14 protein-coding genes are annotated in these 14,725 nt (G+C 64.0%); 4 read left to right on the forward strand and 10 right to left on the reverse strand.

All coding sequences use genetic code 11. The features are described from left to right. Positions 1–239 precede the first annotated feature (239 nt). From SAZ10_RS33155 to SAZ10_RS33170, 4 genes are all read left to right on the forward strand, one after another. A complete protein-coding gene (locus SAZ10_RS33155; protein ID WP_318613828.1) occupies positions 240–1,733 on the forward strand; it encodes an NAD-dependent succinate-semialdehyde dehydrogenase in 1,494 nt (497 codons plus the stop codon). 17 nt (positions 1,734–1,750) lie between these two features. Further along, the gene (locus SAZ10_RS33160) at positions 1,751–3,130 is read left to right on the forward strand and encodes an aspartate aminotransferase family protein (protein ID WP_318613829.1); all 1,380 of its coding nucleotides are present in this window, start codon (positions 1,751–1,753) and stop codon (positions 3,128–3,130) included. A 629-nt stretch (positions 3,131–3,759) separates the two neighbouring features. Then, positions 3,760–4,125, forward strand: a complete 366-nt coding sequence (locus SAZ10_RS33165) for a hypothetical protein (RefSeq protein ID WP_318613830.1) — start codon at positions 3,760–3,762, stop codon at positions 4,123–4,125. A gap of 186 nt (positions 4,126–4,311) precedes the next feature. Continuing rightward, a complete protein-coding gene (locus SAZ10_RS33170; protein WP_318613831.1) occupies positions 4,312–4,506 on the forward strand; it encodes a hypothetical protein in 195 nt (64 codons plus the stop codon). A gap of 220 nt (positions 4,507–4,726) precedes the next feature. Here the strand turns inward: SAZ10_RS33170 and SAZ10_RS33175 are convergent, their stop codons facing one another. The 10 genes from SAZ10_RS33175 to SAZ10_RS33220 all read right to left on the reverse strand — a co-directional run bounded on the left by SAZ10_RS33175 (position 4,727) and on the right by SAZ10_RS33220 (position 14,590). Further along, positions 4,727–5,344, reverse strand: coding sequence for a general stress protein (locus SAZ10_RS33175; RefSeq protein ID WP_318613832.1), 618 nt, complete (start codon positions 5,342–5,344; stop codon positions 4,727–4,729). 23 nt (positions 5,345–5,367) lie between these two features. Next, the gene (locus SAZ10_RS33180; RefSeq protein ID WP_318613833.1) at positions 5,368–6,123 is read right to left on the reverse strand and encodes a DUF4142 domain-containing protein; all 756 of its coding nucleotides are present in this window, start codon (positions 6,121–6,123) and stop codon (positions 5,368–5,370) included. A gap of 250 nt (positions 6,124–6,373) precedes the next feature. Beyond that, a complete protein-coding gene (locus tag SAZ10_RS33185; protein WP_318613834.1) occupies positions 6,374–6,514 on the reverse strand; it encodes a hypothetical protein in 141 nt (46 codons plus the stop codon). 251 nt (positions 6,515–6,765) lie between these two features. Beyond that, a complete protein-coding gene (locus SAZ10_RS33190) occupies positions 6,766–8,379 on the reverse strand; it encodes an FGGY-family carbohydrate kinase (protein WP_318613835.1) in 1,614 nt (537 codons plus the stop codon). Positions 8,380–8,574: 195 nt separating this feature from the next. Next, the gene (locus tag SAZ10_RS33195) at positions 8,575–9,303 is read right to left on the reverse strand and encodes an SDR family oxidoreductase (protein WP_318613836.1); all 729 of its coding nucleotides are present in this window, start codon (positions 9,301–9,303) and stop codon (positions 8,575–8,577) included. An 80-nt stretch (positions 9,304–9,383) separates the two neighbouring features. Then, a complete protein-coding gene (locus tag SAZ10_RS33200) occupies positions 9,384–10,631 on the reverse strand; it encodes an ABC transporter permease subunit (RefSeq protein ID WP_318613837.1) in 1,248 nt (415 codons plus the stop codon). Continuing rightward, complete coding sequence (locus SAZ10_RS33205) at positions 10,628–11,470, reverse strand: ATP-binding cassette domain-containing protein (protein ID WP_318613838.1); 843 nt, start codon at positions 11,468–11,470, stop codon at positions 10,628–10,630. The genes SAZ10_RS33200 and SAZ10_RS33205 overlap by 4 nt, the downstream gene beginning before the upstream one ends. A 74-nt stretch (positions 11,471–11,544) precedes the next feature. Next, positions 11,545–12,621, reverse strand: a complete 1,077-nt coding sequence (locus SAZ10_RS33210; protein ID WP_318613839.1) for a sugar ABC transporter substrate-binding protein — start codon at positions 12,619–12,621, stop codon at positions 11,545–11,547. A 329-nt stretch (positions 12,622–12,950) separates the two neighbouring features. Continuing rightward, positions 12,951–13,835, reverse strand: coding sequence for an AraC family transcriptional regulator (locus SAZ10_RS33215; protein WP_318613840.1), 885 nt, complete (start codon positions 13,833–13,835; stop codon positions 12,951–12,953). A 365-nt stretch (positions 13,836–14,200) separates the two neighbouring features. After that, on the reverse strand, positions 14,201–14,590 hold the full coding sequence (locus SAZ10_RS33220; protein ID WP_318613841.1) for an endonuclease domain-containing protein: 390 nt from the start codon (positions 14,588–14,590) through the stop codon (positions 14,201–14,203). Positions 14,591–14,725 lie beyond the last annotated feature (135 nt).

Here is a 14,725-nt window from a genome sequence, read left to right on the forward strand (position 1 = left end):
TACACAATTTCCAATGCAAGGTGGATCGGCGCGCAGCGCCGAGACGGTTGAGGGGTACTCGTAAGGCACTACGCTGCTGGCAAGAGCGCTATCGCCAAGGCTGCAGGCTCGTAGCCAAATTATCCGTCTCCAAGCCGCCATCCAGACAATCTCTCTCCCGCCCCCACCTCGAAAAGCCCGTCTCTCCGCCCCTCTGCGGTAGGTTTGAACAACCCAACCCGGAGGAGGCTCGAAGCAGAATGTCCGCGCATTTCGCCCCCGTTACCCGCCATGAGGCGCTCGACCGGCTTGCCGATCGCAGGCTCTTACGCACGCTTGCCTATGTCGGCGGCGCATGGACTGCGAGCGATGCCGGGCAGAGCTTCGAGGTGACCGACCCGGCGAGCGGCGAGAGCCTGGCCTGGGTTGCCTCGCTCGGCGCAACGGAAGCCACACGCGCGATCGATGCTGCGGCCAAAGCCTTCCCCAAATGGCGGTCGCTCCTGCCGCAGGAGCGCTCGAAGAGGCTGCGCGCCTGGTATGAGTTGATCGTCGCGGCCAAGGAGGACCTTGCGCTGCTGATGACGCTGGAACAAGGCAAGCCGCTGGCCGAAGCGCGCGGCGAGATCGACTACGCCGCGTCTTTCATCGAGTGGTATGCCGAGGAGGCCAAGCGCCTCAATGTCGAGAGCGTCACCAGCCACCTGCCCGGCGCGGAAATGAGCGTCGTGCGCGAGCCGCTGGGTGTGGTTGGCCTGGCGACGCCATGGAATTTCCCGTCCGCCATGCTGACCCGCAAGGCGGCGGCAGCGCTCGCTGCAGGCTGCACCGTGGTCGCGCACCCATCCACCGAGACCCCGCTCTCGGCACTGGCGCTCGCAGAGCTAGCGGATCTCGCCGGACTGCCGGCGGGCGTCTTCAATGTCGTGACCGGCGATGCCGCGACGATCGTCGGCACGCTCTGCGAAGACGCCCGGGTGCGGGCGCTGAGCTTCACCGGGTCGACCGAGATCGGCCGCCTCATCGCGGCAAAATGCGCGCCGACCATGAAACGGCTCGTCATGGAACTCGGCGGTCATGCGCCGATGATCGTCTTTGCCGACGCGGATATCGAGCGCGCCGTCTCCATCGCTGTCGACGCGAAGTTCGCGACTTCCGGCCAGGATTGCCTCGCCGCCAACCGCATCTATGTCGAGCGGCCGCTCTACGATCGCTTCTGTGAAGCCTACGCGCAGCGCGTCGCTTCGCTGAAGGTCGCGCCCGGGCTTGCCGACGGCGCCGAGATCGGCCCCCTGATGCATGATCGCGCCGTGGCAAAGGTCGAGGCGCAAGTTGCCGATGCGCTTGCCCGCGGCGGGCGGCTGCTCGCCGGCGGCAAGCGCCACGCGGCCGGCCGGCTGTTCTTCGAGCCTACTTTGCTTGCCGATGTCCCCGACGATGCCCTGATCATGCGCGAGGAGACCTTCGGCCCGGTTGCCGCCGTCGCACCGTTCGACAGCGAGGACGAGGTGATTGCGCGGGCCAACGATACCGAGTACGGGCTCGTTGCCTATCTCGTCACCGAGAGCGGCGCCCGCCAGCGGCGCGTCGCACGCGCGCTCGACTACGGCATGGTCGCGGTCAACCGCGTCAAGATCACCGGCGCACCGATCCCCTTCGGCGGCGTCAAACAGTCGGGGCTCGGCCGCGAGGGTTCCAGACACGGCCTCGAAGCCTTTACCGACCTCAAATATGTCTGCCTCGACGCAGCCTGAGAATAAGGAGTACAGCCATGCTCGATAGATCCAATGAGCTCAACGCCTGGGACCGCGATCACTTCTTCCACCCGTCGACCCATATGGGCACGCATGCGCGCGGTGAATCCCCCAACCGCACCATCAGCACCGGCGAAGGCGTCTACATCACCGATACCAACGGCAAGCGCAGCCTCGACGCTTTCGCCGGGCTTTACTGTGTGAATGTCGGCTACGGCCGCCAGGAAATCGCCGACGCGATCGCCGCGCAGGCCAAGGAGCTTGCCTACTATCACGCTTATGTCGGCCACGGCACGGATGCCTCGATCCGGCTTGCCAAGATGATCATCGACCGCGCGCCGAAAGGCATGAGCCGCGTCTATTTCGGCCTCTCCGGTTCCGATGCCAACGAGACCAACATCAAGCTGATCTGGTACTACAACAACGTGCTCGGCCGCCCCGAGAAGAAGAAGATCATCTCGCGCTGGCGCGGTTATCACGGCTCCGGCATCATGACCGGCTCGCTGACCGGGCTCGAGCTTTTCCACAACGCGTTTGACCTGCCGCGCGCGCCGATCCTCCACACCGAGGCGCCCTACTACTTCCGCCGCGCCGACCGGTCGCTCACGGAGGAGCAGTTCTCGCAGTTCTGTGCCGACAAGCTGGAAGAGATGATCCTTGCCGAAGGGCCAGAGACGGTCGCTGCCTTCATCGGCGAGCCGATCCTCGGCACCGGCGGCATCGTGCCGCCGCCGGCCGGCTATTGGGAGAAGATCCAGGCCGTGCTCAGGAAATATGACGTGCTGCTCGTCGCCGACGAGGTGGTGACCGGCTTCGGGCGCCTCGGCACGATGTTCGGCTCCGATCACTACGGCATCAAGCCCGACCTCATCACCATCGCAAAGGGCCTCACCTCCGCCTATGCGCCGCTCTCCGGCGTGATCGTTTCGGACAAGGTCTGGCAGGTACTCGTGCAAGGGTCGGACAAGCTCGGCTCGCTCGGCCATGGCTGGACCTATTCGGCCCACCCGATCTGTGCGGCCGCCGGCGTCGCCAACCTCGAGCTGATCGACAAGCTCGATCTCGTCACCAACGCCCGGGAAACCGGTCTCTACTTCCGCACCGAACTGGCGAAGGCGCTGGCAGATCACCCGAATGTCGGTGACGTGCGCGGCGACGGCATGCTCGCGGCGGTCGAATTCGTTGCCGACAAGGCTGATTGCGTCTTCTTCGATCCGGCCAGGAAGGTCGGCCCGCAGATTGCCACGGCGCTGGCCGAGCGCGGCGTCATCGGCCGCGCCATGCCGCAAGGCGACATCCTGGGCTTCGCCCCGCCGCTCTGCCTCACGAAGGAGGAAGCGGACATCGTGGTGGACAAGACCACGGATGCGGTGAAGACGGTGTTCGCCAACCTGTAAGGGGCTGGCTTAGATCTCTCTGCCTTCAGCGCAGGCTTCCATGCAGGAAAGCCATTGGACCGGCGGACGGGGATTACCAGCGACGCTGCTGTCCCCCTTCCCCTTGTGGGGAGGGATTCAGGGTGAGGGTCCGACGCGCGCCAATTCAAACCGGAAGTGGAGTCTGCTTCAGCTAAACCTTGCAGAGTAATCGCGAGGCACCTCCACACTGCATCCTCCCCACAAGAGGCGCGGCAGCCCCCCGCTCCGCCTCGCTTCGCTCGGCACCTCTCCCCCTCAAGAGGGGAGAGGAAGGGCGCCTGGCGTTTGCGGCCGGCGCTTCGTCTCCCCCGTCGACCGGGGGAGAGGTGGTTCGAGGCCCATGACTTGTCACCCGGTTCGTTCATGACCATCAAGGTAACCGCCTCGGCGGAAATATCCATTCGCTAAAGCCGCCGGACCTGATTGCCCTTGCCGCCTGCAAGATCTCCCCCTTGGAAGGCATTTTCGCGCAGCTTCCCGAACGCGACATTCAACACGATCCGGTCATTGCGACTCCGCAGCTTGCGGCCGGAACAAACCGATTGGCGGCATAGTTATGTCGGTCACGACAGCAGGACGCTCGGTAGAGAGGCGAAGGAGTTGCATCGATGAGTGACGTCAGGGCGCAGATTGCGGTCGAGCTGGTCAATGCCCTGCAGAGGCTGGGCGCCAAACCGGACCTTCTCGGCCCCATAGGCAGCTATCGCGTTACCCTGCAGGACGAAGGCGTGTTGCGTCGCCTGTGGAAGCGGAACAATGCAATGGGTCTCAGTGCCTATCGCCATGGCACGCCTGGTGTAGACGGCGGAATCGAGCGGGAGATCATGATAGCCGCGCAGGCCCTCGATGCGCCGATCGAGCTGCTGCGTGTCATCGATGGTTGGGGGGCTACCCTGTCCGACGAAGCGGTTCTGCAGCAGCTATGGGAATGGAACCGGCAGGAAGACAAGCGGCAGGAACCCACTCGGCATTAGCCGGGCTGCTGCGCTTCCGGTCCTCGACAAAGCAGCGCGCCATTTTTTCGCTGCCATATCATTTTGAATAACGGACCATCCGCAGAAGAGCTAAACAGACCCTTGTCGCCCGCCATTTGACCAGGCACGGGGGCGCTTGGAAGAGCCCATCGCGCTTTCGCCGCAACCGATTGAGCGAAGTTCGTGATGACTGTCGTTTCCAAGCCCCTGACTGCAAAACAAACCTTCATCGAACTGCTCGACAACGCGGGTGATTGGTTCGTCCGTGTCGTTGAGGACGGTCGCGAGACAGTCCGAACCTTCGACAAACGATCATCTGCCAAAGCTTGTGCCGAAGGGCACCGAACCAGGCTTGGGCTGGAGGAAGTCACGCGCGTGTAGGCTTTGCCAGCAGAAACGAAAGGAGCCCGCCGGCCGAAGCTAGCGAGGCATCCAGACGAACGCTAGCGAGGCATCCAGCCGAACCGGGCTTCAGGGCGCAGACCCGGCTTGCGAGTTCTGCCTTGGTGAGTTTGGCCGTGAGGGAGGAGTTCCCGTCCAACCCCCGAGCCTTCCCGCAACCTTGGCAGCCCCGCTGCCGAAAGGCAGCGGGGCTGTCAGTTCAGATCCTGTTGGCACGTCGTGCCCGGTCTCCGGCCATTTCATCCGCCGTGTAGGTTTCGGCATCGGCATCAAATCCGGTCCACCCGCCTGCTTCGTATTCACGACGGCGTTCTGCCAGGTCCACGGACCTCGATTCTCGGAGTATCCGCTCGGCAATGTCGGCAAGCTCATCGGCGACCCTGGCTGAAACCAACGTCCCGCCGCGCCGCACGCCCTCTGCATAGGCGTGTGCATCCCTTTCCGGGACGCCGGATTCCGTGAGGGCGCCGATAATTCCACCCGCAGCCCCGCCGACAGCCGCACCGCCTATCGCGCCGACAGCAGTGGCTGCCAGCCATCCGGCCGCCACCACCGGACCGACCCCTGGGATGGCTATGATGCCGAGCCCTGCCAACAATCCGCCGGCGCCGCCGAGCACGGCACCCACGCCGGCACCACTCGCTGCATCCTCGCCGGCGTCTGAAGTATCCCGGGCCGAGCCATCTCCGTCATACCAGCCGGTCGAGTTGTTGGCGACAATGCTGATATCGGAATCCGGAACGCCGTTTGCCTCGAGTTCGGCGACCGCCCCGGAGGCGTCTTCGTAGTTGTCGAATAGTCCCGTTACAGTTTTCATTTTTCTATCCCTGATCTCTGTTTTCAGTCGGTGCCGGCAACGACGTTGCCTTGATAGTCGAGCGACACGGTTGTGCTCTTCCCGTCCTTAGTCGCCTGGCCGCGCCATATTCCCTTGTCGTCCTTGGTCAGCTTGGACACGTCGGAGAAGCCGGCATCCTGGATCCGGCTCTTGGCCTGGTCTTCCGTAAAGCTGTTCGCTCCGGGGACGGGAGCTGCCGGATTTTTTGTATCGCTGGTGCTCACGGCCGGAGTGGTCGAGCTTGTGGTGGAAGAGTTGCCGTCCATGGTGGAGGCAATCTTCTCGATCATGTCCTTGTGCATCTTGAGCGTCGGCACGGTCTCCTGGGCGAACGCCTTCAACTGCGCGTTGTCACCATCCTTGGCGTAGCTCTCGAACAGCTTGACCGCGTCCGTATGCGCGTCGCGCTGCATCTGGACATATTCGTTGTCGACCGGATCCTTGGCACTCCGCAGAGCGTCCAGATCGCTCTTGTGCTTGGCATCCAGCTCCGTCGGCACCTTCAGCTTCTCTTCGCCGGCGATCGTCTTCAGCTTGGCATTGGCCTTGCCGTGATCGTCGATCATCTTCTGCGCGAAATCCTTCACGCTCTGATCCCGAGCCTTGTCTTGAGCGATCTTGCTGGAATCGACTTCGAAGATGCCTCCAGAAGCGGCCTTGTCGACGAAGTCCTGTGCACTGTCGGCCGCAAGTGCGGGCAAACCAATTGTGAGAGCTACGGCAGCGGCCGCCGCAGCCAGAAGTAGGCTACTTTTCATGAGATAGGTCCTCGTTGGTCACACAAGCACTTACTCACGAGCCCGTGAATTGTTCCGCAGATGGACGAGGCTTTATTTCGGCGCTGCTGCGTCGAACTATGTCAAAGTATATTGACAAGGGTCGCCTTGGCAGCACGGCGGGAGCCCGCGAATTTGAGCTGAGCTTCCGGCTTGAGGAACCGGCTGCCGGTCAGCTGGTAAGGTTTGTTGAAGGGAGGGAATTGCTGTCGCAGCAGTCTTCGGAAGAGCGTCAGGAGCCGATGATCGTGTCGCAGTCGCAGGTGAGCTTCTGCAGCACTTCGTCATTCCAGAAGGGCATCACGCGCAGCTTCTGTTTGTTGTTGGGATAGGCTGGTGCGACATGGCCGGCGCGTATCTCACTGGCGCCCATTCCACTAACGTCGCGCCCTGCAGACCCCTCATCCGTCTCGGCGCTAAAGCGCCGATCCACCTTCTCCCACAAGGGGAGAAGGGGAGGCCTGCGTTTTGCGCCTCCGCCAATCTCCGGCGCTTGAGATTTGCAGCGAGCTGAATGCCGGGCTCCCCCTTCGCCCCCTGTGGGAGAAGGTGGCTCGGCGCGCAGCGCCGAGACGGATGAGGGGTCTGCCGGGCGCGACGTTGCCGGAGAAATTGCCAGTGGCTCTAAAAACTACCCGACCTGATCGCCCTCGCCGCCTGCTGAAGCAGCTCGAATGCCTTGAAGCGCCGCTCATGCCAGGCGGCAGACGAAGGGTTCGGCTGATAGGTTTCACCGATTTCCGACATGGCCAACATGGCCTCGCCGAGGTCATGATAGTGGCCCGACGCCACGGCTCCGAGCATGGCACTGCCGAGAAGCACAGGCTCCTCCGACGTCGTGGCGGCGACGGTCTTTCCCGTGGTGTCGGCGAGAAGCTGGCGCACGAGTGGGCTCTGGCCGGCACCGCCGCTCACCACGATCGTGTCGGTCGGCACGTTCTTTTCCTGCAGCGAGCGCACGATCTGCCGGGCGCCGTAGCCCAGCCCGCATATGCCGGCGAGATAGAGCGCGACGAGGCTGTCGAGGCCGGTGTCCATGCCGAGCCCGGCGATCAAGCCGCGGGCGTCCGGATCGGCAAAGGGGGCACGATTGCCGAGGAATTCGGGAACGACGTGCAGCTCGCCGACGAGATCGGTTGCCGCCGATGCGCCGCCGCGTCGCTCCGCCTCCAGCGAGAGCCAGTGGCTGAGGCTCGTGCCGCTCTCCCTTGCCAGCTTCGACGCGTCAACAGCGGCGGGATGCAAGCGGACGAGATGATCGATCGCCGCGCCGGCTGCCGATTGGCCTCCTTCATTGAGCCAGAGGCCGGGAATCATGGCCGAGAAATACGGACCCCACACGCCCTGCACGAAGGCCGGCTCTGCGGTCGTGGACATGGTGCAGGCCGAGGTGCCGAAGACATAGGCCATGCGGGTCAGCACGCTGCCCGTGCCGCCGCGCGCGCCGACCGTGCCGATGCCGCCGGCGTGAGCATCGATCAGGCCTGCGGCGACGGGCGTGCCTGGCGCCAGTCCGAGCTCCTCAGCCGCAGCGGCGGTCAGGCCGCCCTTCAGCGGCGTGCCGCCGGGCAGGATCTCGGTGCCGATGCGGCGGAAAGCCTCGTCGGCAAGCGTGCCCAGCCCGACCTTCCGGAAATAGGTCTCGTCCCAGCGCTTCTCATGCGCCAGGTAGGTCCATTTGCAGGTCACCGTGCAGACCGACCGCGCCAGGCTGTCGGTGGCCTTCCAGGTCAGGAAATCGGCGAGATCCATGAATTGCCACGCATTGGCGAAGGTGGCCGGCACCTTCTCGGCAAGCCAGAGCAGCTTGGGCGTTTCCATCTCCGGCGAGATGGCGCCGCCGACATAGTTGAGGACCTCCTGCCCCGTGTGGTTGATCCGGCGCGCCTGCTCCGTGGCGCGGTGATCCATCCAGACGATGATGTTGCGCTCGGGATCGCCTGACGGCCCGACCGGCAGCGGCTTGCCGCCCTCGCCCAAGACCACGAGCGAACAGGTCGCATCGAAGCCGATGCCGGCAACGGACTCTGCGGGAACACCGGCGTCGAGCACGGCTTTGCGCGCCGTTGCGCATACGGCACGCCATATGTCGCTGCTCGACTGCTCCACGACGCCGCCGGCTTCATGCCAGAGCTCAATGTCTGCTTTCGCCGAGGCAAGCAGCTTGCCACGCTCGTCGAACAGGCCGGCGCGGGCGCTGGCGGTGCCGACATCGATGCCGAGGAAGTGGTGCGTCATGGTGGTGGAGGTCCCGTGGTGCTTGACGTTCGGTCGGCTAATTCGTTTAGCGCTGGCGCCGCCCCTCACCCTTACCCTCTCCCCGCAAGCGGGGAGAGGGGATTCTGAGACGTTGGCGACCCTCTCTCCCCGTCTTTTACGGGGAGAGGGTAAGGGTGAGGGGCGGCGCCAGCGTCAAACGAATTGCAGAATGCCCTACAAATCGTTGCTTTGCGGCAGGATGACAATGTCGCGGATCGTGACGTTGCGCGGTCTCGTCAGCATGAACAGCACGGCTTCGGCGACCTCGACGGGCTGCATCAGGCCGCCTGCCGCCAGCTCCGCGTCGAGCTTCTCCTTGGGCCAGTCCTTGATCAGCGCCGTGACCACGGGACCGGGCGCCACGGCCCCTACCCGCAGCCCGTGCTTGGCGACCTGCCGCCTGACCGTATGCACGAAGGCCTGGATCGCGTGTTTGGAGGCCGTGTAGATCGGCTCCCAGACGACCGGAACGAGGCCGGAAATGGAGCTGGTCATGATGATATCGCCGGTCTTGCGCTCAACCATGTGCGGCAGCACGGCGCGCACAGAACGAAACGCCGCATTGATGTTGAGGTTCAGCATGCGATCCCAGGCGTCGGGATCGCCCTCGACGACCTCTCCGCCGATATAGGATCCGGCATTGGCATGGAATATGTCGAGCTGGCCGGCCTGCTCCAGAATCTGCGGCATCATGTGGGCGACGCTGGCGGGGTCGGTGAGGTCGATCTTCAAGGGGATCGCCTGGGAGCCGAGTTCCGCGCAGACGGCCTGCAGCGCCTGCTCATCGCGATCGACAAGCACGACGCGCGCGCCCTCGGAGAGCAGGATTCTCGCGCATTCGAGCCCAATGCCCGAGGCCGCACCAGTGATTGCGGCCACCTTGCCGGTCAGCTTTTCGCCCATGACTTCCTCTTGTTTTATTCTTTGTTCACGCATCGGATTTGTCCGAAAACCGCTGCCCACTTTTCGGTCCGATGCGATAGTTAGGCCCGGCCATGGGAAACGCGCGAGCGGCGTGCCAACGAGTCGACGATGACCGCGATGGCAAGCACGGCGCCGGTGATCATGTACCGAAGCGAGGATGAGAGATCGAGCAGCGTCAGCCCGCTGGCGATCGACTGGATGACGATGATGCCGAGCAAGGCGGAATAGGCGCTGCCGCGGCCGCCGAAAAGGCTGGTTCCGCCGATCACCGCTGCGGCGATCGCGTTGAGGTTGACGTCGCCGGTGCCGGCCTGCTGGCTGGCGGAGGCGAGCCGCGCCGCCGCAAGGATGCCGCCTGCCGCAGCCAGCGTCGAACAGAGCATGAAGGCGCTGAGATATGTGCGGCGGACATTGATGCCGGCGCGGCGCGCGGCCTCGCGGTTGCCGCCGACGGCGCGCATGGAGCGGCCCCATTTGGTGCGCGTCAGCGCATAGTTCATCGCCACGCAGAGCCCGACGAAGAGGCCGAACATCCAGGGCACGCCGCGGTCCGTGTTCAGGTAATAGACGATGAACTCCAGGACGACGATGACGATGATGGCCCGGAGCAGCAGCTCGCCGAGCGATTGCGAGGAGAGGCCCGCCTCGCGCCTGCGCGCGGCCGTGCGGTAGCCGGTGACGAAGGTCACGATCCCGGCGAGCGCGGCCAGCCCATAGGCGACGAAATCCGGCATGACGAGCATCTGGCCGAAATTGACGAGCGGCGACCCGTAAGGAAGGTTGATCGAGCCGGTCGAGCCGAGGAGATAAAGCTGCAGGCCGAGCACGGAGAGCAGTCCGGCCAGCGTCGACACGAAGCTCGGCATGCCGAAGCGGTTGAAGAGGAATGCGTAGATCGAACCGATCAGGGCGCCGACCACCAGCGCGGCAATAATCGCAGCCGCCACGGGCCAGCCCTGGTTTACCCAGAGTACGCCGACCAGCGCCGAAGCGAAGCCGCTGACCGAGCCGACGGAGAGGTCGATCTCGCCGACCATCAGAATGCAGACGATGCCCAGCGAAATCACGCCGACGGTCGAGCAGTCGAAGAGCAGGTTGACGAGATTGTTGGGCGCCAGGAAGACCGGGTTGAGGCTCTGGAAGACGGTCCAGATGATCACAAGGCCGACCACGACGGGAAGCGAGCCGAGATCGCCGGAACGCACGCGGTCCAGGAAGGCGCGGACCGAGCCGCCGATCCCCTTGGCATGCTTGACGCGCTCGTCGCGGCGGTCGAGCAGCGTGTCGCTCCCGGCGCTTCTGCTCATTGCCTTGCCTCCGGCGCCTGGGGCTGCGCCTGGCCGGCCTGGCGCCGCAGCGTGCGACGCGAAACCGAATTGTCGGTAGCCCCGGTTATGGCGCTGACCAGCTCCTGATTGGAGGCGTCCGGATCGAATACGCCGTTGTTCCTGCCGAGCCGCAGCACGACGACGCGGTCAGCAACGGCCCGCACGTCCTCCATGTTGTGACTGATCATGATGACGGCGAGGCCACGGTCGCGCACGCGCTCGATCAGGTCGAGAACCTCGGCGGTCTGGGCAACGCCGAGCGCGGCCGTCGGCTCGTCGAGCAGGATGAGCTTCGGTTCGAGGAGAAGCGAGCGCGCGATCGCGACCGTCTGGCGCTGGCCGCCGGATAAAGAGGCGACCGGCTCACGGACGCTCGGAATTCGCGCCGACAATTCGTTGAGGAGGGTCCAGGCCTTGAGCTCCATCGACACTTCATCGAGCCGAAGGGGGCTGAGTTCCCTGCCGAGAAAGATATTGGAGACGACGTCGAGATTCTCGCAGAGCGCTAGGTCCTGAAACACGGTAGCGATCCCGAGCCCCAGCGCCGCGCTCGGATCGGCGAGCGTCACCTCCTTGCCGCGGAAAGTGATCGTCCCGGAGCTCGGCTGGTGCACCCCGGCCAGGATCTTGACCAGCGTGGACTTGCCAGCCCCGTTGTCGCCGACGAGCGCCACGACCTCGCCTGCATGGACGTCCAGGTCGACATTGGTCAAGGCGGAAACGGCGCCGAAATGTTTCGATATCCCGCGCAGGCTGAGAACGAGCTCGCGCCCGTTGCCTTGCTCCTGGCCACCCCGCACCTGATTGGCGTCCGTCATCTGGCTTTCCTCAAGGCGTCCGGCGGACGCCATATCCGTCCGGCCGCCTGCGCGGCCGGACGGGACTTTATAGACTATTTCGTGATCCCAAGCTTCTTGCAGCCTTCTGCATAGCGGTCCACGCAGAGCTGTTCGGCCGTATTGATCTTCTTGTCGATGATCTCGGCCTTCAGGTTCTCCTGGGTGACTACCGCCGGGACGAAAAGCTTGGAAGGCGTGTCGAAAAGTGTCGCTTCGGCCTTCGGCGTCTCGCCGGCCAGGAACTGGACGGCAACATTTGCCGCAGCGCCCGCCACGATCTCGCTCGGCTTGGAAATGGTGTTGTACTGGTCGCCGGCGATGATGAGCTGCAGCGCCGCGATCGTCGCGTCGTTGCCGGTGACCGGCGGAACCGGATCGAAGCCGGCAGCCTTGAAGGCCGCGATCGCGCCGCCGGCCGTGCCGTCATTGGCCGCGACCACGCCCAGTATGTTCTTGTTGAAGCGGGTGATCTGGCCGCTCGCCCATTGCTGCGCCTTCGGCGGCGCCCAGTCCGGCGTGTCGTATTCGGACAGGATCGGATAGCCGCTGTTGTCGAGCCCGGAATGGATGCCCTTCTTGATGAGGCCAGCGGCGGCGTCCGTCGGCGAACCGTTGATCTGCAGGACACCCGTGCCCTCGCCCGCCTTCACGCCCGAAGCCTTCAGGTGCTCAACGAGCGAATCCGCGATCGCTTTGCCGATCGCCTCATTGTCGAAGGAGACGTAGAAATCGGCCTTGGCGTCAGGTACGGGCCGGTCATAGGCGATTACCTTGATGCCCTGGGCCTGCGCCTGGTGCACGAGCGAAGCGGCAGCTGTCGAGTCGACCGGGTCGAGCACGATCACCTTCGCGCCCTGCGAGATCGCCGAGTTGAACTGCTGCTGCTGGCGCGCGGCGTCCGCGTCGGCGTTCTGGTAGAGAACCTTGCAGGTCGGGCAGAGCTTTGCCATCTCGGCCTTGAAGCCGGGGAAGTCGTGCTCTTCATAGCGCGTCGAGGCCTGGTCGGGCATCAGGAACGCCACGGTGGCGTCCGAGACCTTCGCGCTCTGGGCAAAGGCCATGCCTGTGCCGACGAGCAGCGACAGTGTCAACGCCGTCAGGCCGGTGAACTTCCCTAAGGATTTCGTCATTCGTTTTCTCCCTTTGATATCGTTGTGAAACGTCCATTGCCGCTCAGCGGTCGCCGGGATGAACATCAATTCCACGTGCAGCCCGTCCGCTGTCGCGCCCGGGCTTCGACCAACTTCCAAGCAAAAACGCCTTCCAGTCTCGGGCCGCATGGGCGCGCCCTCGTCCGTTGCCTCGCGATCTGATGCTCTTCCTCGCTGCCTCCTCTGCCATAGCGGCGTGGTTCAAACTGAACCGCCACGCCGCTCTATCTTTTTGTCTACCCATCGGATTTGTCCGAAAACCGCTACGCACTTTTCGCTAACGCGGTCCTTCGGTTCGGTCCGATGCGCTAAGCGGCCTTGGCCGTGTTGATGTTGTCGAGCAGCAGTTGCCGGAACCGGGAAGGCGTCATGCCCTTCTCGGCCAGGAACTGCCTGTTGAAATTGGAGAGATTGTTGTAGCCGACCTCGAAGCAGATGCTGGTGATCGATGCCTGCTCGTCGCTCATCAGGATCTGGCAAGCGAGATTGATGCGCAGCCGCTTCACATACTGCACCAGCGACATGCCCGTATGCTGTCGGAAGGCGCGCGAAAAGGCGCTCGTCGACTGCCCGGCGATTCCCGCAAGATCGGCCTCGCTGAAGGGGCGGGTCAGGTTCTCCCTGATATAGGCGAGCGCCTTGTTGATGCCGACCGACATGTAGCCGGACGGATCGGGCAAATAGCTGGCGCTGGCCAGCATCCGCCGCCCTTGCGCCCGGCAGAGCAGGCCGGCGATCTGCATGAACAACTCGAGGCGGCGCACGCCCTGCGCATGCATCACCTCTTCCATGAGCGGCGACAGCTGCCGGCTGGTTTCCCTGCTGAACAGCACGCCGCGCCGGGAAGATTCCAGCACGGGCGCGAGCGCCGCAAGCTCGGGAAGCGCGTTCATCGCCCCGTTGATGAAATCCTCGCTGAACTGGATGATGCGGCAGCGCAGCGGAATGCTGGTGCCTTTCGGGATATCGCTGACCCAATTGTGCGGCAGGTTCGGCCCGGTCAGCACGAGATTGCCCGGCTCGAACTCGCCGATGAAATCGCCGACGAAGTAGCGGCCGGTTGTGGCGACCACCAGATGCAGCTCGTATTCGGGATGGAAATGCCATCGCACGGTGCGAAAGGGATAGCCGTGCGACCAGGCAGCAAAGGACTCACCGGGCCTTATCTGAACAACTTCGAGATCCGGCTCCATGTCCGTTTCCTCCGGGTCGGTGCGGGCGCCGCACGACCCTCCTCCCGAGCAGGCCGAATTTGCTTCGGCTCTTAACCAGGCTGCCACGGTAGGTGATCAATGCAGTTAGCTGCCACCACGTTTCGTGGCTAACAATGATACTTTTTTGACGGAGCGCGGAGCAAAATCGAGGGGGTATGTGGAAATGCCCGGGGTGGTGGGGAGGCTGTCGGGCATCTAGTCTACGCAAATCATCGACGCTGGAGACTGGCACAGGCGCAAACTGCCACGCTCCCCCTTCGCCCCTTGTGGGAGAAGGTGGCTCGGCGCGCAGCGCCGAGACGGATGAGGGGTGATCGTAGAGCGCAACGCCGCCGAAGACAGCGCTACCGCCACGGCTGCAGACTGGCATCCCGCGCATAGTCGATGATCGTGTCGCAGACGCTGGTGAGCTCCCGCACCACCTCGTCGTTCCAGAAGCGCAGCACGCGAAAGCCGCGGCGCTGCAATTCCGCATCGCGTACGGCGTCGTATCGGGATTCCGAGTGCTGGCTTCCATCGAGCTCGATGATCAATCTTGAATGAAGACAGACGAAGTCGGCGATGTAGTTGCCGATCGGCACCTGCCGGCGAAACTTGATGCGGTCGAGCCTGCGGTTGCGCAGCTCGCTCCAGAGCTTCTCTTCCGCCTCCGTCATCTCGCGGCGCATGGTGCGGGCGAAGCTTCTGTTCTTCGGTGGAACGGGCTGATGCGGCATGGCCGGAGCGTATCTCACTGGCGCTCCCTCTAGCAATGCAGCGCTCTACGAGTACCCCTCAACCGTCTCGGCGCTGCGCGCCGATCCACCTTGCATTGGAAATTGTGTACGAAGACGGGTCTCGCAAGGGACGCCAATGGCCGGGTGGCCACC

It is taken from the genome of Mesorhizobium sp. BAC0120 (genome assembly GCF_033542235.1).
Classification (GTDB): Bacteria; Pseudomonadota; Alphaproteobacteria; order Rhizobiales; family Rhizobiaceae; genus JAWRCU01.